This window comes from Chloroflexota bacterium, assembly GCA_016219275.1.
Taxonomy (GTDB): domain Bacteria; phylum Chloroflexota; class Anaerolineae; order UBA4142; family UBA4142; genus JACRBM01.
In genome coordinates, this window is the sequence record JACRBM010000071.1 from 39,901 (window position 1) to 60,767 (window position 20,867).

15 protein-coding genes are annotated in these 20,867 nt (G+C 56.5%); 5 read left to right on the forward strand and 10 right to left on the reverse strand.

Annotated features, from left to right (window positions below; genetic code table 11):
• Nucleotides 1–26: 26 nt before the first annotated feature.
• The 3 genes from HY868_20140 to HY868_20150 all read right to left on the reverse strand — a co-directional run bounded on the left by HY868_20140 (nucleotide 27) and on the right by HY868_20150 (nucleotide 4,105).
• Nucleotides 27–1,013: an ABC transporter permease gene (locus HY868_20140; protein MBI5304454.1), complete on the reverse strand. Its 987-nt coding sequence runs from the start codon at nucleotides 1,011–1,013 to the stop codon at nucleotides 27–29.
• Between the two features lie 362 nt (nucleotides 1,014–1,375).
• The gene (locus HY868_20145; GenBank protein ID MBI5304455.1) at nucleotides 1,376–3,397 is read right to left on the reverse strand and encodes a hypothetical protein; all 2,022 of its coding nucleotides are present in this window, start codon (nucleotides 3,395–3,397) and stop codon (nucleotides 1,376–1,378) included.
• Between the two features lie 171 nt (nucleotides 3,398–3,568).
• Nucleotides 3,569–4,105: a helix-turn-helix transcriptional regulator gene (locus tag HY868_20150; GenBank protein ID MBI5304456.1), complete on the reverse strand. Its 537-nt coding sequence runs from the start codon at nucleotides 4,103–4,105 to the stop codon at nucleotides 3,569–3,571.
• 399 nt (nucleotides 4,106–4,504) lie between these two features.
• Here HY868_20150 and HY868_20155 point away from each other — a divergent pair, with 399 nt between their 5' ends.
• The 4 genes from HY868_20155 to HY868_20170 all read left to right on the forward strand — a co-directional run bounded on the left by HY868_20155 (nucleotide 4,505) and on the right by HY868_20170 (nucleotide 14,107).
• Nucleotides 4,505–10,237 (forward strand): hypothetical protein, encoded by a 5,733-nt coding sequence (locus tag HY868_20155; protein MBI5304457.1) that lies wholly within the window; start codon nucleotides 4,505–4,507, stop codon nucleotides 10,235–10,237.
• 483 nt (nucleotides 10,238–10,720) lie between these two features.
• A complete protein-coding gene (locus tag HY868_20160; protein ID MBI5304458.1) occupies nucleotides 10,721–12,010 on the forward strand; it encodes a PrsW family intramembrane metalloprotease in 1,290 nt (429 codons plus the stop codon).
• Nucleotides 12,011–12,232: 222 nt separating this feature from the next.
• Entirely contained in the window at nucleotides 12,233–12,778 is a 546-nt protein-coding gene (locus tag HY868_20165) for a hypothetical protein (GenBank protein MBI5304459.1), read from the forward strand.
• Nucleotides 12,779–13,741: 963 nt separating this feature from the next.
• A complete protein-coding gene (locus tag HY868_20170; GenBank protein ID MBI5304460.1) occupies nucleotides 13,742–14,107 on the forward strand; it encodes a transposase in 366 nt (121 codons plus the stop codon).
• Between the two features lie 604 nt (nucleotides 14,108–14,711).
• On the opposite strand, the gene HY868_20175 is transcribed toward HY868_20170, so the two are convergent.
• The 7 genes from HY868_20175 to dnaX all read right to left on the reverse strand — a co-directional run bounded on the left by HY868_20175 (nucleotide 14,712) and on the right by dnaX (nucleotide 20,180).
• Nucleotides 14,712–16,163, reverse strand: coding sequence for a hypothetical protein (locus HY868_20175; protein MBI5304461.1), 1,452 nt, complete (start codon nucleotides 16,161–16,163; stop codon nucleotides 14,712–14,714).
• A 20-nt stretch (nucleotides 16,164–16,183) separates the two neighbouring features.
• A complete protein-coding gene (locus HY868_20180) occupies nucleotides 16,184–16,540 on the reverse strand; it encodes a DUF5615 family PIN-like protein (protein MBI5304462.1) in 357 nt (118 codons plus the stop codon).
• Nucleotides 16,537–16,782, reverse strand: coding sequence for a DUF433 domain-containing protein (locus tag HY868_20185; protein MBI5304463.1), 246 nt, complete (start codon nucleotides 16,780–16,782; stop codon nucleotides 16,537–16,539). The genes HY868_20180 and HY868_20185 overlap by 4 nt, the downstream gene beginning before the upstream one ends.
• Nucleotides 16,783–16,797: 15 nt before the next feature.
• Entirely contained in the window at nucleotides 16,798–17,499 is a 702-nt protein-coding gene (locus HY868_20190; GenBank protein ID MBI5304464.1) for a response regulator transcription factor, read from the reverse strand.
• A gap of 83 nt (nucleotides 17,500–17,582) precedes the next feature.
• A complete protein-coding gene (gene recR, locus HY868_20195) occupies nucleotides 17,583–18,185 on the reverse strand; it encodes a recombination protein RecR (GenBank protein ID MBI5304465.1) in 603 nt (200 codons plus the stop codon).
• The gene (locus tag HY868_20200; protein MBI5304466.1) at nucleotides 18,186–18,500 is read right to left on the reverse strand and encodes a YbaB/EbfC family nucleoid-associated protein; all 315 of its coding nucleotides are present in this window, start codon (nucleotides 18,498–18,500) and stop codon (nucleotides 18,186–18,188) included.
• Between the two features lie 48 nt (nucleotides 18,501–18,548).
• Nucleotides 18,549–20,180, reverse strand: a complete 1,632-nt coding sequence (dnaX, locus tag HY868_20205) for a DNA polymerase III subunit gamma/tau (protein MBI5304467.1) — start codon at nucleotides 20,178–20,180, stop codon at nucleotides 18,549–18,551.
• A 235-nt stretch (nucleotides 20,181–20,415) separates the two neighbouring features.
• On the opposite strand from dnaX, the gene HY868_20210 reads away from it, so the two are divergent.
• Nucleotides 20,416–20,796, forward strand: coding sequence for a hypothetical protein (locus HY868_20210; GenBank protein ID MBI5304468.1), 381 nt, complete (start codon nucleotides 20,416–20,418; stop codon nucleotides 20,794–20,796).
• Nucleotides 20,797–20,867 lie beyond the last annotated feature (71 nt).

Consider the following 20,867-nt stretch of genomic DNA (forward strand, 5'->3'; position numbering starts at 1 on the left):
GGAAAAAGCCAACTCAGCTTGTGGCATCAGTTCAAACGAATGCGTGGATCCACCACGACCAGCAACACATCAGAGATAAACATACCGATGACCGTCATGAAAGATAACAGCATGATGGATGCCGCGGCGACATACGTATCCTGCGCCAGCAGCGCTTCGTACAACAACGCGCCAATCGTTGGGATGTTCATCACAATGGCAGTCACGGTCGCGCCGGATACAATGTTGGGTAGGATCCAGCCAATCGTCGAGATGATCGGGTTCAATGCCAACCGCACCGGATACTTGAGGAGCAATTGACCTTCGTTCAAGCCCTTGGAGCGCGCCGCGATCACATACTGCTTCTTCAACTCGTCGAGCACACCGCTACGCATAATGCGAATCACACTCGCGGTGCCCGCCATGCCCACCGCAATAATCAGAACCGGCAAGTGCATGAGCATATCCACGAACTTGTCCCAGCTCATCGGTTGGTTCATGAATTGCGGGGAATACAGTCCTCCCACGCTGAACCCGGTGTATTGGTTGATGTAGTACATCAACACCAGCGCCAGAAAAAAGGTGGGCATCGCCAAGCCGATGAATCCTAGACCCGTAAAGAAATAATCGCCGATCGAGTACTGGTGCGTCGCCGAATAGATGCCAATTGGTATGGCAATGAGGTAGGTAAAAACTAGCGTCAGAAACGCGGTAAAGATCGTGATCCCCAATCGCTCGCGAATCATGTCGGACACATCCATGTTCCACGCAAACGAGCGACCAAAATTCCCTTGCAACATATTCGTGATCCATTTGACATACCGCTCTTGCAGAGGAAGGTCGAGACCATATTGGCGCTTCAGAGATTCGATTTCTGATTCGTCTACGTCGGTCCCGCGGGTGTCGCGCAGGCGGGAGATGTACGCCGTCAGATAATCGCCGGGGGGTAGTTGGATCAAAAAGAATGAGAATACCGATACGCCCACGAGGAGTATCGCCATATACTGAAAACGGCGAAGCAGGTAGTATCGCATGGTTATCTTTCTGTACGCGGCAGATGGTCGGACGGGATGGAGGTGTCACTCATCCGCATCTATACGAGTGTGAAAAAGGAACTCTCTGGCTCAGGCGAGTCTCTTGGCGGCATCGTTCACCGCCAAGAGACTGACAGCGGTTCGTTTTGCAGAGTGGTACACAACCTTGCGAAGATTGCGAGAGAATTCGAAGACGACTGCCGAACCTTCGCAAGGTTCGCGGGTAATTTGTCAATGTCACATTTCTTCATTGCCATAGAGCGCATAGAGAGCATAGAGAAATTTTTCTTGTTTTCTCTATGGTCTCCATGTTCCCTATGTTCTCTATGGCTAATCTGACATTGGCAAAGTAATTACACGCGTTACTTGAAGTACCACTGATCGCCGCGATAAGGATCCCAAAAGCCGTAATCGTTGGCAAAGGTTCCCTCGGTCGGCACGTTGCCTAACTTGTTGGAGAAGATGATCACGCGTGGACCAAGATAGATGCCGAACGTGGTAAGACTCCGAGTGTAGATGGTGGCGATCTCCTTGCCCAGCTTCATGTATTCGTCCGAGCCGGGTTTGGCGACGGCGAATTTGTCGCACAAGGCGCGCAGGTCCTTGTACTCCTGCGGTGGGTCTTCGCCTTGCTTGCCGCCGCTGTCGAACCAAGTTTTCCACAACGGCATCTGGGTGTATCCACCGGGACGCAGCTTGGTCATGCCGCTCGCGCGCAGGGCTGGCTCGGCGATGAAATCATAGGGGTTCGCCATCGCGTCCAGTTCGTTCGACGGCATGCGCTGATCCCACAGACTGCGTTCTTCCTGCTTCATGGTGGTCTTGACGCCAACCTGGGTCCAGTATTCTGCAACCATCTCGGCAAACGGGGCAAACTCTTCCCAGGTCTCGATCACGAGCTCAAGCGGCTTGCCGTCTGGGCGCTGGCGCACCTTCTTGGCGGCATCCCACTTTAACCCCATCTCATCCAGCAAGGCATTGGCTTTATCGGGGCTGTACTCGATAAAGTAGTTGCCCATCCACTCCTCATAGAAGGAGACCGATGGCGGAATGGTGGCTTGGCGGATCAGCCCCTTGCCAAAGGCGCGCACATCGTTTACCTGCTTGCGGTTGATCGCCATGGACATGGCTTGGCGGAAGCGGAGGTCGTTAAAGATCTTGCGCAGGACGGGGTCCTTGTGCGTCAAATTGAGCGAGATGCCAACGTCGCCGCCGCGAGTATTGTTGAACAGAAAGACCTTGTAGTTGCCCTTGGTTTCGTTCTCTTTGTACAGAGTAAAGTCGCTGAGCGGCAGTGGATTCTCGCCGGCGTTGTCGAGTTCTTGGGCGATCAACTTCAAGTTACGAACGTCCTTGTCCTTGACCATGAGGGCAATCTGCTGGTTGATGTACGGGAGTTGGTTCCCGGCGGTGTCTACCGCCCAGTAGTACGGGTTGCGGTCAAAGTATTTGTTGCCCAGGTCATCAATTTTGCTCAGGACCCACGGGGCGATATCCGGCAGTTTGGTATCCTGCTGAGACTGAAAGCGGTCAACGTGATAGAGGAATGCTTGCGCCCAGGTATCGAACTTTTCAGACTTGGCTACGTCGTTCGCCTTGTCGTTGTACTTGATGTGCCACTGCTTCAGATAATGTTTGGGGGCAAACATGGAGTTGTTTTCATAACTGATGACCATGGTCAGGTCGAAGTTCGGATTGGGGTCCGTGAATTCAACTCTGAGGGTGACGTCATCCACTTTGGTCATCTTCATCAGCTTGCCGCCGGGTGCAAACGTGACCGGCAGACTCGGAATGAGGTCCTTGTTTTGCAGGATATCCTCGTACCAGAACATAAAGTCATCGGCGGTGAAGGGTGCGCCATCCGAGTACTTCATGCCTTTGCGTAGGGTGAGGGTCCAGGTCTTGTAGTCGTCCGATGCCTTGTAATCTTTGAGGATGTTCGGGCTGATGGTCTTCAAATCGGTCTCCCACGACAGTAGGGGTTGACGGCGCAGGGCGCTCGTATCGAGCTGACCGATTTTGGGACCGTACGCGGGTCCGCGCTGGGTGCCGCCGTACTTGCCAACTTCCTTGAGTGGCTTGACCACTTTTGGTTCCGCGGGCAAGCGTTGATCAATCGGGGGCAACTTGCCTTGCTTGACCAATTCGGCAAGCTGGGGCGCTTCATTGTACTTGCCAGCCGCCGGTGCGGGTGGCTGGGTCGAAGCAGCCGCGGGTGCTTTGGTGGGGTCCGCTGCAGCCGGCGCCTTGGTGGGTGCCGCTACAACGGGAGCTTTGGTGGGTTGTTGTGGTGCTGCCGTGGGGCTAGTCGCCGTCGGTCCGCAGCCCATCACGACAAACGTAAGCGACACCACAATCACCAGGTACAACACTGTCCTTTTCATCGCTCTCCTCCTCCTTGGAGTTTTCTGCACGCCAGGGTGGCTCATTGCATCCTTGCACAATGATCGTCAGAAAAGTCAGTTCAGTGCGATCGCTATATTCGTTTCTCCTCCTTTCTCTTTGCGAGAACCGGGCTGACACGACCAAGCCGGTGATGTCCTGAAATCGCTCGTCTATTCAACGAACACGTCCAGGTAGACTGCGCAATCGGTGACTGGCACGAACCCGTGTTCTTCCACGGAGTGGAAGTAAATGCTCTCGCCTTCTTTGAGGTGATACTCGGTGCCCCCGATGTGGGCTTTCACTTCACCTTGCAAGACCAAGATGAATTCCTCGCCGGCATGGGTAACCGAGTGTGGTTTCACTTTGCCTTTGCGACCGTAAACCAGAACCGGCTGCATCTTCTTATCCAGAAAGTGTGGGGCAACTGCATGGATGGTGTAACCCTTGTCTGTCGCGACAAAGGCAGCGGGGCGATCAATCAGATTGGGAGTAAGCGCGGGACCTATATTTTTGCCGTCCTCCAGCAAAACAGACACACGGACACCCAGGGCATTCGCGATCTTGGACAGCGTGGCTAAAGCAGGAACGACTTTACCTGTCTCGATCTTGGAGAGTAGACTCTTGGAACAGTCACAGGCATGAGCTAGATCGTCAAGCGTTCGTCCCTGCTGGGTTCGGATACTGCGAATGTGGATTCCTATATCCACTTTGGACTCCCATTATCAACAACAGCGCGCAACCTAGTTTCATATCATTCAACTTTGTTGAATCATACACGATAATGGTGGGGGCGTCAAGGGGGTCTGCAAGTTGAGCTTTTTCAAGGCAGCTTCAATGTTGGGTAGTGTCTCTGTCGTCGTGAGATCGAAACAATCATTGTCAAGCACCCAGGTGCAGATCAAAGCGCAATTGAGTAATTGATTGTAACGCGATTTGTGGTAGAATAGTTGTGGTTCTACGTGCGGCGCGTAATCAAATCATTCGAGGATGCGATGCGTTGCGTTAAATGTGATGAACCGATTTCCCGCGTTGACCAACCTTGTCCCCATTGCCAATTTGTTGGCGATCCCGACCTCGTTCAAGAACTCTCCCACGTTCAGTGGTTGTTGAGCCAGATTGATGTACTGAATCACAACGGTGTGCGTACCGTGCGCCTCGCCGAGTACTACACTACGCGTCGTCGCGCGCTCGAAACGCAACTCGGCTTGCGCGCGCCATCGCTCACACTCGACCAATTGCGCGCGATGAACGTATCCCTGGTTCACGCTCGAACGTTGCTCCAAAGAATTCTGGAAACGTGGTCGGCGGCAAATTGGATTCATCGCGACAACGCGCAACCGATCATCGCCGAACTGCGCCAGCAAATCCGCGATCTAACGCGGCAACTCGACGGCTATCAGACGCCCACGTACCCGCTCACAAATTCGGAACGGCTCGTGATCGTCGAGTTTCTACTGAACGCGATGGACTCGCTCGCTGAACGTAACGCGTTTGTTTCGAGTACGGCGACCGAGCACGTTCGCACTGCCCTCGCGGTCGAAAAAGAAAACCTCGAGACGAAACTGGGTCGGCGGAAACCACAGCCGATGCCTGCGCCTAAGCCGCTCGAACAACCTGCCGCACCGCGTGTTGCTGAACTAGTACCAGCCACACCAACACCGCCTGCGCCGCGCGTGCCACCCGCGCCACTGCGCGATCGTTTTTGGCGCACATTGTTGTCCGAGCGCACGTTGCAGGCGATGCTTTTCCTGGGAATCTTTTTGCTCTTCTCCGCCGCAATCTCATTCGTCTTCTGGGGCTGGGAAGGTTTTTCCGCGCCACTGCGCGTCGCGATTCCGACCGCGTTTACGTTGCTCTTTCTCGGACTGGGTTGGTACGTTCGGATGCAAACGCGGATGTATCGTTCCGGCATCGCGCTCACCGCGATCGGCGCGTTGCTCATCCCGATTGATTTCTACACGCTCTATGTCAACTTTCACATTCCGCCCGAACACACGCCGGCATTTTGGTTCATTACCTCGCTCGCGTGTCTCGCCGCGTACATCGCGATTACTTTCTCCACCGGCAGCGCGTTCATTGGTTATCTCGTCGGAACGGCGGCGGGCAGCACGGTCAGCGCACTCGTCGAGATCGCGCATCAGCATTTCGCGCTCGCGCGCGATTGGAACGCCGCGGCGCTTGCGGCATTAGCGGTTGTGTTGATGTTGCTCGCGACCGCGTGGACGCGCGCCAAGCCGAATCGGTGGCGCATCCTGGCGGAGCCGTTTCGCAATCTCGCGTTGATTGCCGCCGGTGCGATCATGCTGCTGAGTTTTGGTTGGCGCTACATTGATCGTCACACGTTCGACGCGTTGCACGCTTCGATGACGACGAGTTGGTGGCTCGGCGGTTTCTTGTTTGGTTGGGGCGCGATTCATTATCGCAGTCGGACACTCGGCATTCTCGCCGCGCTCACGTTGCCGGTCGCGACGTTCTTCGCGCAAGCCGCGCTGTTCGATCAAACGCGGACGAGTCCGGCGTGGCACGCGTTCGGTTTGGCATGGCTCACGCCGATTTATTTCACGGCGGGCAACCAACTGCTCGCGCGCGCCGACGACACGGTTTTGCGCGGGCATGGACGCACCGCGACCGGGTGGGGCATCGCGCTCACGGTCGTCGCCGCGCTGTGGTCGCTGACGAATTTGACGAGCAGCGCCGCCGCCGCGGCAAGCCATGCCGTGTTGTGCGCCGCGATGTTTCTCGCGTTGATGTTGTGGCGACGCACGCGGATTTTGTACGCGGCGTCGTTCTTTGCGCTCACGACAAGCGCGTTTGCGATGACCGAGTTGAATTTGTCGCCGCATCAATTCGCGATTGGTTGGTCATCGCTCGCGATTGTCTACCTCGTGGGCGCGGTCGTGATCGGTTCGCGCGCGCGCGGCGAATTCAGTTCGCGCGTGACGACAACGTTGGTCAATGCCGGTTTTGTCATCGCCGCGCTCGCGCTCGTCCCACCGTTTCTCCCGTACGATGGAAACACGCTCGCGTATGCGCTCGGCAATTGGCTGGGTCTCGCGGCATGGTCGGCGCGCTTGGCGCACACCGGGCAACCTGGGTTTGGACGCACGCGCTTTCATTGGATGACCGCGTTGCCCTTGCCGGTGTGGATTCTGATTCTGTTTGCGAATCGCGGACCGCTCGGTTACGATGCGCCGCTCGCGTTGAGCGCGTTGGCGTGGGGCATGGTCGCGCTGAGTTACCGTGTGGCGGCGGGCGGCTCGCCCGCCCGTACGAGCGAGCCGCTCGCACCACTCAAAATTCTTGTGGCGCGCGGCGACCTGCCCTGGTATCTCGCCGGTCTGTTCGTCAGCGTTCTCGCGCCGATGCTCGCGTTCGTCGTCGCGCGCGGAGGATACACGCCGGCGTTGTGCATCCTTGCGGCTGGCGCGCTTTATCTCGCCGACGCGATTTCCAAACGGCAACGCTGGGAATTGTTGCCGGGCGCGCTCGTCGCGGCGTGGGGCTGGGTGTGGTTGCTCGACCACGCGCGTGTGAGTTTCGACGCGGTCACGTTCGCCGTGACGCTGCTCATCGCGCTGTACGTGGGTGCGGGGTTGTGGTACGAGCATCGTCGGTCGCGCGTGTTTACACGCGAATTTCTCACGCCGTTGTATTGGGCGAGTCACGCGCTCGCGCTCGTCGTGCTTCTACGCGCGACCAATTCGCCGCTCGCGCAACTGATTTATCGCGCGGCATGGACGGACGAGATGCGTTTGTGGCAAGCCGCGAGTTTTGTTTTACTCGGCATCGTCTACGCGCTCTACGCGTGGAACACATTCCAGGAATACTGGGCGCACGCGGCGGCGTGGTTGTTCATCGCGGGCGGCGGTCTTGTCGCGATCAGTTACAGCACCGGCTCCGGGTCGCTTGCCGCGCGCGCGGCGTTGGGCGCGTTGGCATACGTGTTCACCGAGCGCGCGCTGTTTTCGGCACGGCGACGCGCAAACCTGGGTTCGCCCGTGCGCGCGTACGTTTGGCTCGCGTGGCGATTGTATCGGCGTCCATTGTTGGTCGCGGGCTGGCTCACCTCGGTCGCGGTGATCGGCGTCGCGCTCGGTCGCAATTTGATTTTGCTCGGCGGCGGACGCACGCAACAAATCTGGGCAGTCGTCGGACTGACGATGATCGTCGCGCTGTACGCGCTCTCGGCGCGGATGTTTCGGTTGGCGCGGTTCGTGTGGTTCGCCGCGTTCCTCGCGTTCGTGCCCTGGACGATTCTGACGAACCTGGGTTGGCTCGTCGCCGAGCGACCCAGGACGGCGGCGTTCGCGATCAGTTGGATGGCGCTTGCGTGGTTGGCGTACCTCATCGGTCTCGTCGTGCGGCGATTCGCGCCGGTCAAAACGATGAATCAAGCAACCCCTCCCAACCCTCCCCTTAACAAGGGGAGGGCTAGGGTGGGGTACGCGTTGCCGCTGCGCGTGTTCGCACACATCGTCATGCCGTTCGCGTTGTTGTGGGGCATCGCGGACGCAAGCACAAGCCGCGTGACATTCATGCTCGCGATTGTGTTGTACGCGCTCGAAGCGATTCGCGAGTTGCGCCAATCGCAACGCACTGCATTCTTGTATCCCGCGCTCGGACTCGTGCCGGTGTGGTGTGTGTACTTGTTGAACCTGCTTCCCGGCGCGCGGCATGAACATTTCGGATTGATGCTGTTGACATTTGGCGCACTCGGGTTGCTCGCTGGACAATCGCTCGAACGTGTTGCGTCCCATGTCGAAATTGCGCGACGGTACGGATTGCCGGCGTACCTCACCGGCTTTGTCGCGGCGATGGTCGGCACGTTGCTCGTCGCGCATGACCCGGTGTTGATGTCGCTCGCGATTTTATACGACGCGTTGTTGATGCTCGTCGCGGCACGCTTGTTCAAAAATCCATTGTGGGTGTTTGTCGCGTCCGCACTCGCGCCGTTTTCGTTCTGGCTCGCGTTGAATCAAGCGAACGTGCCAGGCAATCGGCATGGCTGGTGGCTCATTGGTCTCGCCGCGATTTATTTGTTGAGCGCGTGGACGTTGCGCCGCGCGCGACTCGCGCCGTACAGTACCGCGCCGCTCATGCTCGCGTTCGCGTTGCTCGCGTTCGCGTTGCCGCCGTCGAGCCAGGATCGCGTCGGCGCGTTCTGGGGTTATGCGAGCACCGCGATTCTGTACGCGTTGAGTGCATTATGGTTGCGCCAGCCGTTGTTGTTGACGCCAGCGTGCGCGCTCATCGTCGTGCCGTACGCGGTCGGCTTGCTCGAATCGGCGTTGACGCCAGAGTATTACGGTTTGGCGTTCTTCCCCGGCGCGCTCATCACGTTGGCAGTCGGCTGGGTGGTGGATACGCGGCTCGGTACGTGGCGCGATTTCCCCTGGCGCGAGCCGATACGTTGGGGCGTCGCACTCGCGGAGCGAATATTGAATTGGTGGGCGCTCCCGTTGTACGCGCTCGGCTTTGGATTGATCGCGGCGAGTCCATTCTTTACTCAGGGCAAGCCAGGTCTCGCCGCGTTGAACTGTTTGCTCGCGATGCCGTTCGGCGCGTGGGCGATTTATCGTTTTCGCTTGCGTGTGTGGTTGATCGCGACCGTACTCGCCGGACATTTCGCGGTATTGCTCTATCTCAACGACCTGGGTTGGTCGCGTTACCCGGCAGACCTCGCCGCGCGATTTTTGCCGGTCACGGTGCTCACCGCGTTGCTCGCGCTCGTCATCGAACGTCGGCGGAACGAGTCGCCGCCGACGCGCTTTGATGTTTCTGGCGCGGCGTGGTCGCGTCCGTTGTATTTCATCGCGTTGGTGGATATTTTCGCCGGGCAAACGTTTAGTTCGTACGATGCCAACGCAGGCGCGGTCATCTCGCTCGCGCACGCGATTTTGATTGCAATACTCGCATCGTTCTGGGCGTCGCGCAATTTGCCGCACGCCAGCGCGGCGTTGGGCGTGATCGCACTCGTGCAATACATGACGACGCAACCTGGGACGATCATCAACGCGCCGACGCCGCTCGCGCAGTTGGCATTGGCGTATGGGTTGCTCGGTTATGGCTTGGCGTTCACGCGCACACGACGCGAAATTCCGGCGTGGCTTACCATTTGGGAAACGTCATTGCAGTGGTCGGGCATTTTGGTTTCGTACGGCGTCCTCGCGTTCGCCGGAATCCTGGGTATCAATCTCGCACAGTGGACCGTGCGTGCGATGCTGGGTCTGCCGTTCCGTCAAATCGTGGATGTGCGCGTCGCGCAGATGGCGGTCAACGTGTTGGCGTTGCTGGGCTTGCTCTACGTAACCGCGGCGTTCAATCATCGGCGATTGCGCGTCGGCTATTTCGCCGTCGCGATGTTGTTGTGCGCGTGGATGCTCCACGCGTTCTACGTGCAAATCTGGGATGGGACATCGAACGTGCAGTGGTACGCGCTGCCGGCCGGGATGTATCTGCTCGGCATCGCGTTTCTCGAATGGCAACGCGGCAACCGAAATTTCGCGCGCTGGTTGGATTACGCGGCGGTCGTGTTGATGATGGGTTCATTGTTTTGGCAGACGTTGTTGTACGGGTGGACGTTTGCGTTGATGCTGGGTGCGGAAGGATTCGCCGCGTTTTGGTGGGGGAGCGCGCGTCGTCTGCGCCGATTTCTCTACGCGGGCTTGATGGGCATCGTGCTCGCGACCGTCGCGCAGTTGATCAACTCGTTGCAATCCGTGAATCAGTGGCTTGTGTTTGGCGGCATTGGATTGGTCGTCGTCATCCTCGCAATTGTGATCGAGCGCAAGATGGAAGACATCAAGGCGTGGCGGCAAGTGTTGGAGACGTGGGAGTGAAGCGTGAAACATGACGCGTGATGCGTGAGGATGACGATGAAAATCGTGGCTTTCATTTTTGCGATATTGCTGATCCATCCCTGTTGTATGTGCGGCTATCTTTCAAGTGGCGCTTGGGAGGATGATCCCGGCAATTAGGAACGCGCGTTTCAGTCCAAGAAACCACCGGATGTTCGAGTAGTGCATTCCAAGTACTGGCGTTCACCGCATTGGTCATAGGAGTTCGCCTACTTCTTTGAGGTCAAAGTCAGTGAGCAAATGAAACAGGAACTGCTCACACACAACAAAATGATTCGACTTGAAGGCAAAGATACCGCGACAGTGAAAAACAAGATTTACAGTCCGCCTCAATGGTTCCTACCCAAGCCCATTGAGACTTATGAAGTCTGGGATGACCCCAAAAGTAGTTTTTTGTTTTTGTAGACACAGAAACTGGCAATCTGTTTATGACGGATTATTCCTACTGAACCGTGGTGAGTAGCGATGAGATACTTGACTGAGCCAATGCCCAAAAGTTGGAAGACCGCGATTCTCATCGCGGGTCTCGTGTTGTTCGTGCCGGGCATAATCATCGCGATGCCATACGCGTGCCTGGTGCCCTTGACGATTCTGAGTTCGCGGCATGATGCGCTCACCATCGGTATGACAAGTTTTGCGTTGCTTGTTCTGACTTTTGGCGCGGGTGGCGTGGTCGTGTTGCACGCGTTGCAATGCTTGCAGGGCAAAGCGTCGCGCCCGTTGCGCTTGCCGCCAGCGTGGATGATGGCTGGCATCTTTGGATTGTGCATCTTCGCGGGCATCGTCACGCGAACCAACGAAACGCTCGCCGCGTTTTTCTTTCCGCCGATTCTGTTCATCGCCGCGGCGATGTCACCGTTGCTGGCGATGGCATGGTTCGCGTACCCGCGCGCGGAGGGACTGACGTTTCGCCGCGCGCTCGTCGCATTCGCTGGCGGCGCAACCGTGAGTGTGCTCATCGCGCTCGCGCTCGAAATTGTGTTGCCACTCACCGTACTCGCGTTGATCGGGAACCTGAGCAACATCGTGGTCAAGAGCGTGGAGAATTTGCTCGCCGATTTAGCCGGGCGACAAATCGCGCGCGCACTCACGACCCCAGGATTTGTGTACGCGTTCATCCAGGTCGCGGTCATCGCGCCGCTTGCCGAAGAGATCGCCAAGCCCCTCGTGACGTTGCCAATCCTGGGTCGTTTGTCGCGGCGCGATGCGTTTCTCGTCGCGGCGATGGCGGGCGCGGGATTCGCCACGTTGGAGAATGTGTTGTACACGAGTTTCGGTGCATATCTCTGGTCGGGCGTGCTCGTCTTGCGCGCGATTGGCGGCGCGCTACATCCGCTCGGCGCGGGGCTGGTCGGTTTGAGTTGGCGCGATATTCTGAATGGCGAACGCGACGCGTGGCGATATGGTTTCGCGCGGTTCGGCATCGCGGTGGGGATACATGCGTTGTGGAACGGCGGCACGTTGATCGTCCTCACACTCGCGGGCGCGCAATTCTTTGGCGCGACGCCGCCCAAGCTCGACGTGCTGGGTCTGTCGGCGGCGGGGACGACGCTCGCCTTAGTGATCGTGCTGGGACTCGCCGCGTTGTGGATGGGACGCACGGTCGTGCGAGGCACGCGGCTCGCGTTTGAAATCGAATCGGAAGGCGAAGCGCAATTCGTCGTGTCGGATCGCGCGGTGACGATTTGGGCGTTCGTGTGCCTGGTCGCGATTGTGCCGGTTGGCGTGACCGCGTTGCGCGCGTTGTTGCGGTGACACGAAGGAGAACGCTACGGCGAGCGTTCCCTACATTTCTCTCACGAAGAACACGAATTTTTTGATGCTGTAGCACGCTGACCGATAGTCAACCACAGATTTCACAGATTGCACAGATTTTGTTTTTTTCATCAGTGAAATCAGTGTAATCTGTGCTTGATGAATTCGATGTGACCTTGGTGTCCTTCGTGGGCAAAAAATTGGGTTATGAAAAATAGATTGATGAGAATTTTTTTCAATCGCTTGAATGTTTGGATCGCGACAATTCTCATTGTCGCGAATGCGTACGCGTGGGCGAACGTACTGCTCGCGACGGCTGCGCCGTACGTCGTCGCGCCGATTCGCGATCCTGAAGTCGTCGCGTTGCTCGAGTACATCCAAGCGGGCACTCATTCCGGCGAAACCTGGCAAATTACATTGACCGAGTTGGAAGCGGAACAAACGATTACCTGGTATCTGCAACGCTATCCACAAATTCCGTTCGCGCATCCACGCGTCAAGCTCACGCCCGATTACGTCAGCGGCGAAGGCGACGCGACGATTGCCGGGTTGCGCGTGCATGTCGGCGGCAAAGCGCGCATCACGCTCGCGAACGGCTTGCCGGTTGTGCAGATTGTGGATTTGAGTTTGCCACTCCCCGCGCCGATTCGCCGCGCGCTCGATGATGAAATTCAATCGCAGTTGCGTCGCGCAGACGCGTTGCCAGTGCGCTTCACATCCGCAGAGTGGGGCAACGGCATCGTCGTCGTGCGCGGGGTGATTCGATAGTGCGTGTCCAACGAAATTGTCGCGCAAAAAGCATAAACCATTGGGACGCGGATAAACGCGGATGAACGCGGATAATTATCTTATCCGCAAGAATCCGCGAAAACCCGCGTTCTAAACGACAGTGTAACATGGCGACCGACCAGCCAACGGCTCACGCGGGGCAATTTCAATTGCCATTTTACCGGCGGGCATGCTACAGTCTCTTCTAAACTGTCTTTTTTGCTCAACTTGTTAGAGTATGCGCGGTGCGTTGGATTGGAAACACATGCATCTTTTTTGTCTCGCTCTCCGGAATGCTAGTCGTATTGCCTCATCCTTGGTCCTCTCAAGTTTTCTTCATAAAACCGGAAGCCAATTTCAAAAAAAAAGATGTTCTCTTCAACACCACGCGGTTATTCTACCTGCGAAAGCTGAAGACGGCTTTCGGATGGAGTACTCCCAGAAACAAGTTTCGTGGTTCGCTGAACTAAAACCAAGCGAATCACCACAACAAAAGAGGAGAAAACAATTGAAGACCCTAGTCGTGTGTCTAGTCGTCGCGTTGTTGCTCGTCGGCGTCATGGCGACCGTGCTCCCTTCGTTGACGACATCGAGCAACGCGAGTGATCACGCCGCGCCGGCGTTTTAGATCAGTGACTCAGTTTCGCCATTGCGCGTGGCGTGCACCGAAGCGCCGTGCGATTGTCCTGGCGGAGGCTGCTTGTGCCAGCCGCAAAGCGTTGGCGGCGTCGTTGCGGTCTGCCTGATGCCATGCAAACTGCCGCGTTGCCCAAAGGTGCGCTCCGTATTGCCGACTTAGGTTATTTCTCAATTCCGGTGTTGGCGGCTTATGATCACCAAGGGGTATTTTGGCTAACCCGCTACCAAGCCACTCTCCTGCTGTTTGATGCAGCAGGCCAACCACTTGACCTATTGCGCTGATTGCCCGCCTCGGAACAAACGCAACTGGATCGCAGGGTGCAAGTGACGGCCCAGCGCCTGACGGGTCGGTTAGTGGCGGTGCGTGTCCCCTCCCAGGTCGCGGAAGAACGTCGGCGCAAATTACGTGCCGAGGCGAAAGACGATGGACGCACGCCGAGTGCGCGCCAATTGGCGTTGTGCGATTGGGTGATCTTCTTGACCAATGTGCCATCCGAACGCTTGAGTGTTGCGGAAGTGCTCGTCCTCGCACGCGCCCGTGGGCAAATTGAACTCTTGTTCAAACTTTGGAAATCCTATGGGCGCGTCGATGAATCGCGCAGTGCCAAGCCGTATCGCATTCTGTGCGAAGTGTATGCCAAGTTGTTGATCATGCTGATGCAGCACTGGGTCGCCATCACCTGTGGCTGACAACATCCAAATCGCAGTTGGTTGAAAACCGCGCAAGCGATTCGGCAATACGTCATCACGTTAGCCAGTGCCCTGGGTTCCGAAGAACAGATGACCAAAGTATTGCACACGATTCAAACCTGTCTGGCGAAAGGTGCACGCCTAAACACTCGCAAAACTAAACCGAATTTGTATCAACTCCTGCTCGCCTGTGGTGAGAAGGTATTAGCTTGATGCGTATGGGGATTGATATCGTATCCCCTGACACCGTCGTCGTTGTGCCATCAGGAGAGGTATGCGTTCCCCCATATATTCTCGCTGTGTCAGCCAATGCCTGCACATCAGGCGGGACGGAGGTATCACCACTGCTAGCGTTGTCAGTTTCATCATGATCCTGCCCATCACAAGACTGGCAAGGGTCATCTCCTCCGTCGCCACCACCACCCGTGTCCCATTCACCCATACACGGACGCGAGTCGGGGGGGCAGGCAAACGTATGGTTTATCGTTCCCAGAATCAAACTGAAGCCAAAGACCGAAACGATAAGCACCAGAAAACCAAGAAGGACTTTTCTCATCTCTATCCAATATAGAAGATTTGTTGGAGAAAAATCAAGGGAGGGAAATTATTTTCCCCAACTCACCTTGTTGGATAATACTCCATTCACGTGCGCCCCGCCAGCCACACGCAACCCCTCGGCAGTCTGGATACAAATTGGCTGATTCTGTCCAGATTGCAGATAGCTTTTAGATCCTTGACTGAAACCGTTGAGTGCTGTATTTCTGCCCTGAAAAGCACCAGAGAAGTTAATAAGAAGCGGGTCGAGGTTTCCAGGCTGGTTAGTTTCATTGTCATGAACAGCTTTATCTAACCTAGAAAAATAGTTATATTCGGAGTATTGGATGGGAGTGGTAATCACACGCGGAATTTTTTCAAAGCTACACACATCTGGGCCAGGGGTAACAGCCAAAAGAGTTGCTTCGTCAGCACTAAGGAGGACTATGCCCGAAAGCATCGCTGGCCAATACCTAGTCGTTAATCCATCGGGGAATCCTCCATAACCAGTCATGGTTACTGGCTTATAACCAAATTTCTCCACAAAAGTCTTTGGGGGAAACGGGATGACGAGTTCGCCGACGCCGTCGGCGGCGATCTGGGAGTACGGGGCAGGGGTGTCGCTGGGAGAGACGAACCGCACTCGTCCGACAAAGTTGACCAGGTTTTCTACTGCCGAGCGAGTGACCATCGGGTCAATCTGATCAACCACATTTTTTGGCAAGCCCATTTCTGGGGTGATCGGTCTGGGACCAGAAACGAACGGACCATAGCGGTTTAGCCCGTACGAAGTCACAGCCCACGCCTCAACCACTGTTTTTTCTTTAACCATCTGGGGATTTGTATAACTTCCTTCTCGTTCCAACTTCATATCCCCACCAACTACTTTTACCCGCGCCATCCACTCTTTCAAGGCACCAAACTCTTTGCCTGGTTCGAGACGAACATATTCCTTGCGATTGATTTGCGCCCAGCGACCGTCGGGATATTTTTGTGGATCTGCCAGTTCTGGATACCAAAAAACTCTTGTTCCCTCGGCGGTGAATGCCACTATTTTGCCATTTTCAACCGCGAAGCGGTCGAGTTTGACGTTGTTGTCAATGCCTGCAGATGTAGGAACCTGGGTCAACTCTTTCGCGCCGGGCAAAAGCATCCACACGTTGGGTAATGTTTTTGATTGAATGACAACGACCACGCGTTTATCCGCGAGCCAGTCCGCGCGGACGGAAAAATCTTGCTCGTTGAAACCCTTGATCTGTGCGCGGGCTAATGCGAGCGCGGCGGTTGTATCAGGCGCGGGAGTCGGCGTGATCGTCGGTGTAAATGTCGGAGTAGGAATTGCAGAGAGTGTAGGAGTGGCGGTGGGAGCGAACGTTGCGGTTGCACTCGGCGCGCGTGTGGGAGCAAGTGTTGGCGCGATTGGTGCGGTCGGTGTGGGGGCGGAGGCGCAGGCAGAGAGGAGGAAAATAACGCACCCAAAAATCGAGGATCGCAGAAAAACTGCTCGGTGCGAGTGTGGCATTTTCCACCTCCGTAATGCAATCAAGATCTGTTGTGTCTGACGCGGACAGTACCGGCCGTGATCACAGTAAAGGTGTTGGCTAGTTCGTTTTCGTGTCGGCGAATAGCCGTCATCGTAATCTCAGCTTTGCGATCGGGCGGGAGTCCGGCAAAGCGAACCAAAATGACGCCGCGCGCAATTCGTTTTTGGCGATAGACCAATTCACCAAAATCCTTGTCCGCCGTTAGCAATACAGCTTGCGCTTGATTGGCGCGGTCGAGTACGATGTCATCAGAAATACCGGATTCCATCTCCGCGACAAAAGGTACGCTGAACCCGGCTTGCCTGAGACGGTCTACAATTTGACGGTCAACGCTTTCGTCGGCGAACAAATTCACGCGGCGACCTCAAGCGGATAGATCACATCGGCGCGTAGCGCTTCTGCGGCAAAGGCGAGGGCGGCGCGAATACCTTCGCTGGTTAGTCGCGGATGCTCGGACAGAATCTGCTCCCAGGTTTCACCCGCCGCCAATTTTTCCAAAATCAATTCGACGGTGATTCGCGTGCCGGTGATGACCGGTTTGCCCATCATTATCCTGGGATCAGAATGAATCCATTTGCGTGTTTCTGGTTGTGGCATTATTCGTTCTCCGTGTTACGTCTCATCCGGTCGCTTGAACAAGTAACCGACGCCGTGCTCGGTGAGAATGTACTTGGGGTGCGCCGCGTTTTCCTCGACCTTGTTGCGAAGGTAACTGATGTACACGCGCAAGTACTCGGTCTCGCCGCCGTACTCGGGTCCCCACACTTTGCGGAGCAAGTCCGCGTGCAACATTACGCGTCCCGCGTTCTGCACGAGTTGCGACAAAAGTTTGTACTCGGTCGGACCGACTTTGATTTCCTTGCCGCGCACGGTGATGCGGCGGCGCTGAAAATCCATTTCGAAATCATCACACTTGAACGGCGGACGCGCTTGCACGTCGTCGCTGGGCGCGGCGCGGCGCAGCACCGCTTCGACGCGCGCGAGCAGTTCGTGCACGCTGAACGGCTTGCGCACGTAATCGTCCGCGCCGAGATGCAAACCCTTGACCACGTCCACGTCTTGATCTTTCGCGGTCAGCATAATCACTGGTACGGTCGAGAATTCGCGAATCTTTTGCAAAACGTCGAACCCGTCCATCCCCGGCATCATAATGTCGAGCACGACGAGATCGGGTCCTTCTTTCTCAACCATCGAAAGACCGGTCGGTCCGTCCATCGCGGTGACCACTTTGTAATGCTGCGCTTCCAGGTTCGAGCGTACCAGTTTGACGAGATGCGGTTCATCGTCCACCACTAAAATTTTTGCGGGTCGCATGGTTCCTCTCTAAATTAAGGATGAAGGCGGAAGGATGAAGGATGAAATTTTGTCAATTGTAAATTGTCATCCTTCATCCTTTGCTACACTTCGCGTCGTCCTTCGAGCGCGCGCGTCAACGTGATTTCGTCTGCGTACTCCAAATCGCCGCCAACGGGCAAGCCGCGCGCGAGGCGCGTCATGCGAATGTTGAGCGGCTTGATGAGGCGTTCGAGATACATCGCGGTTGCTTCGCCTTCGAGATTCGGATTCGTCGCGAGCACGATTTCGGTGATGCCGGAATCGCGTTGCAATCGGCGCAACAGTTCCTGGATTTTCAAATCCTCGGGATTGATGCCTTCGACCGGCGAGATCGCGCCGTGCAAGACGTGATACAAACCGCGATACTCGCGCGTGCGTTCGATCGCGAGCACGTCGAGCGGTTCTTCGACGACGCAAATGAGCGAGCGGTCGCGCGATTCATCGCGACAAATCGCGCACGGATTTTCTTCCGCGATATTCGCGCAGATCGCGCACGTCGTCACACGTTCTTTTAATTGGGTCAACGCTTGCGCGAGCGCCTCGGCTTGGTCTTTCGGCGCGCGCAAAAGATAGAACGTCAAACGTTGCGCGGTTTTCGGTCCGATGCCCGGCAAGCGATGAAATTCTTCGATGAGGCGCAACACCGTGCGCGGGGTTGTATCCATCTAGCCGAGCAGTCCCGCCAGGTTGCCCAAGCCACCGGTCAGCGCGCTCACTTTGCTCGCGGCGAGTTCCTGGGATTTCTCGATCGCTTCGTTGACCGCCGCGACGATCAAATCTTGCAGCATTTCGATATCGCCTGCCGCCACCGCGTCCGGCGAAATTTTCACCGCTTGAATCTTTTGCTGCCCCGTAACGACGACCGTAACCGCGCCGCCGCCCACCGTGATTTCCAGCGTCTCGTTCGCAAGCGCGGCTTGCGTCTCTTCCATTTTTTGCTGGAACGATTGCAACATGCCTTGCGCGTTTTGCGGCGACATGCGCGGCATCGGCGCTCCGCCGCCGCGCATTCCTTTACCTTTGCTCATTTATGGTGCTCCTTCCGAATGAATTTTCGTAATTTCCGCGCCCCATTGATTCACCGCCGAACGAATCAGCGGATCATCTTGCACCGCTTTCAACTGCGCTTTTTTCGGCGAGAGGACGCACTTGACGCGGCATTTTTGTTTGAACACACTCTCGAATGCTTTCTCGATGATCGGTTTGCCTTTAGCTTGATTCTCGAATCGTTCGGCGTGCTGATCGTAGCGAAAACCCAGGGTCACGACCGTGTCTTCGACTTTGATCGGTTCGGCATCGCGCAAGAGCGCTTCGGCGACTTTATTGTACTGGCGAACGTATTGCAGGATGCGCGTCCAATTCTGTTGCAATGTTTCCATGCTCAACGCGATGGGTGTGCTCGTTGCGGACGAAACGTCCGGTGCGCTTTCGGTTGCGGCAGGTTTGGCGCGCGGCTTGGGCGGCGGCGGCGTCACGCGCGGCGGTGTAACCGGTACGGGCGCGGCAATCGCGGCAACGCGCTCTTCGTGCGTCGCCTCGACGAACGCCATTTCGAGCGGCAACGTGGGATGCGCGCTCGAACGCAATTCGACGCCGGCTTGGTTAAACAAACGAATCGCGCGCAAGACTTGTTCGGGCGTGAATTGCTTGGAACGCTCGGTCATTTCGTTGAGCGTTTCGGCGGAGAGTGTCAACGCGTCCGCGCTGCCGACTTGAATCAGCAGGACGCCGCGCAAATAATCCACGATCTCGCGCCCGAGTTGGCGCGGGTCCGCGCCGCTATCCACCGCGTTGGCAAGATGGGCGAGTCCGCGCGCAATATCTTTTTCCGCGAGCCGCGCGACAATCTCGCCGACGATTTGATACGACGCCGCGCCGAGCAAGCCCTCGACCTGGACGAGCGTAATTTCGTCATTGCCGTACGCGGTTAGCTGATCGAGCAAACTGATCGCGTCGCGCATCGCGCCGGTCGCTTGCCGCGCGATGAGATCAATCGCGGCGGGTTCGACGCGCAGATTTTCGGCGTGCGCGATTTCGGTGAGACGCGCGATGATTTCAGGAAGCGTCAGCCGGCGAAAATCGAAACGTTGCGTGCGCGAGATGACGGTCGCCGGAATTTTCTGCGGGTCGGTTGTCGCGAGGACGAAAATGACGTGCGGCGGCGGTTCTTCGAGCGTTTTGAGTAACGCGTTGAACGCGGAGGTCGAGAGCATGTGGCACTCATCGACAATGTAGAATTTGTATTTCGCTTCGCCGGGACGAAAATCCACCTTGTCGCGCAGATCGCGAATGTCTTCGACGCTCGTGTTCGACGCCGCGTCAATCTCGATCAGATCGAGCATGCGACCTTCGTTGATTGCGACGCACACCGCGCATTGATTGCATGGTTTGTTCGTATTGTCGGAAAGACAATTGACTGCTTTGGCGAGGACGCGCGCGGTGGTCGTTTTGCCGGTGCCGCGCGGACCAGTGAACAGGTACGCGTGCGCGATGCGGTTGAGCACCAGCGCGCTCTTGAGCGTGGTCTTGATGTGCGCTTGACCTTCGATTTCGTCGAAGGTGCGCGGACGATATTTTGAATACAGGGCTTGCGCGGGCATGACGCCTCCAACGAGCATCCGAATCAGTTCGTGCGTTTCGATTCGCGCCAAGTTTATCATCAAAGCAACTTTTAGGCAAGAGCGCGCGAAAATGTTTAGCGCGTGTCCATCAAAATTTTGGAACACTCAACCTTGCGAAGGTTTTGACGACAAATCAAATATGATTGCCGTTCAACCTTCGCAAGGTTTTTTTCGCCACCCAAAAACTTGACGCACACCCAAGTTTAGCTGGGGGATTGACGACCAAGGCAAATCGGGCTAGAATCGCGCGCACCAACACTCGAAAGGAGGAGTGATGCAACCAGTAATGGTCGAAATTATCGCGTATGCGCCGACTCAATATTTTCATTGCAAACATTGCGAGTTCGTGTGGAGCCAAGCCCAAAGCGAAGGCGTCAAAAAATTCCATGCGGACGCACTCGAAACTTCGATGCCGCCGGAGATGATGACCGAGTATCGCGCCCTGTCCGATTGGGTGCTCAACGCGGTCGAGCGATATGGCGGGCGCGTCGTCTTCAAAGTGATTGACGCGACTTCGTTCGAGGGCTTGATCAAATCGGTGCGCTACGGCGTTCGCAAATATCCCGCGGTCGTCATCAGCGGTAAAGACAAACACATCGGCGCGGATTTTGCCGGCGCGGAAGCGATGATCAACCGCGCGCTCCAACCCGCGTAACCGCCAAGGCGCATCGCCTAAACGCTCACTCCGTCGAGTGAGCGTTTTTTCGTCAGCTCAATTCGGACGGA

Excerpts from the sequence above, each read along its gene's own strand:
- HY868_20140 (MBI5304454.1), bottom strand. The coding sequence starts at position 1,013 with ATGCGATACTACCTGCTTCGCCGTTTTCAGTATATGGCGATACTCCTC.
- HY868_20145 (MBI5304455.1), bottom strand. The coding sequence starts at position 3,397 with ATGAAAAGGACAGTGTTGTACCTGGTGATTGTGGTGTCGCTTACGTTT.
- HY868_20160 (MBI5304458.1), top strand. The coding sequence starts at position 10,721 with ATGAGATACTTGACTGAGCCAATGCCCAAAAGTTGGAAGACCGCGATT.
- HY868_20165 (MBI5304459.1), top strand. The coding sequence starts at position 12,233 with ATGAGAATTTTTTTCAATCGCTTGAATGTTTGGATCGCGACAATTCTC.
- HY868_20175 (MBI5304461.1), bottom strand. The coding sequence starts at position 16,163 with ATGCCACACTCGCACCGAGCAGTTTTTCTGCGATCCTCGATTTTTGGG.
- HY868_20185 (MBI5304463.1), bottom strand. The coding sequence starts at position 16,782 with ATGCCACAACCAGAAACACGCAAATGGATTCATTCTGATCCCAGGATA.
- HY868_20190 (MBI5304464.1), bottom strand. The coding sequence starts at position 17,499 with ATGCGACCCGCAAAAATTTTAGTGGTGGACGATGAACCGCATCTCGTC.
- recR (MBI5304465.1), bottom strand. The coding sequence starts at position 18,185 with ATGGATACAACCCCGCGCACGGTGTTGCGCCTCATCGAAGAATTTCAT.
- HY868_20200 (MBI5304466.1), bottom strand. The coding sequence starts at position 18,500 with ATGTCGCCGCAAAACGCGCAAGGCATGTTGCAATCGTTCCAGCAAAAA.
- dnaX (MBI5304467.1), bottom strand. The coding sequence starts at position 20,180 with ATGATAAACTTGGCGCGAATCGAAACGCACGAACTGATTCGGATGCTC.
- HY868_20210 (MBI5304468.1), top strand. The coding sequence starts at position 20,416 with ATGCAACCAGTAATGGTCGAAATTATCGCGTATGCGCCGACTCAATAT.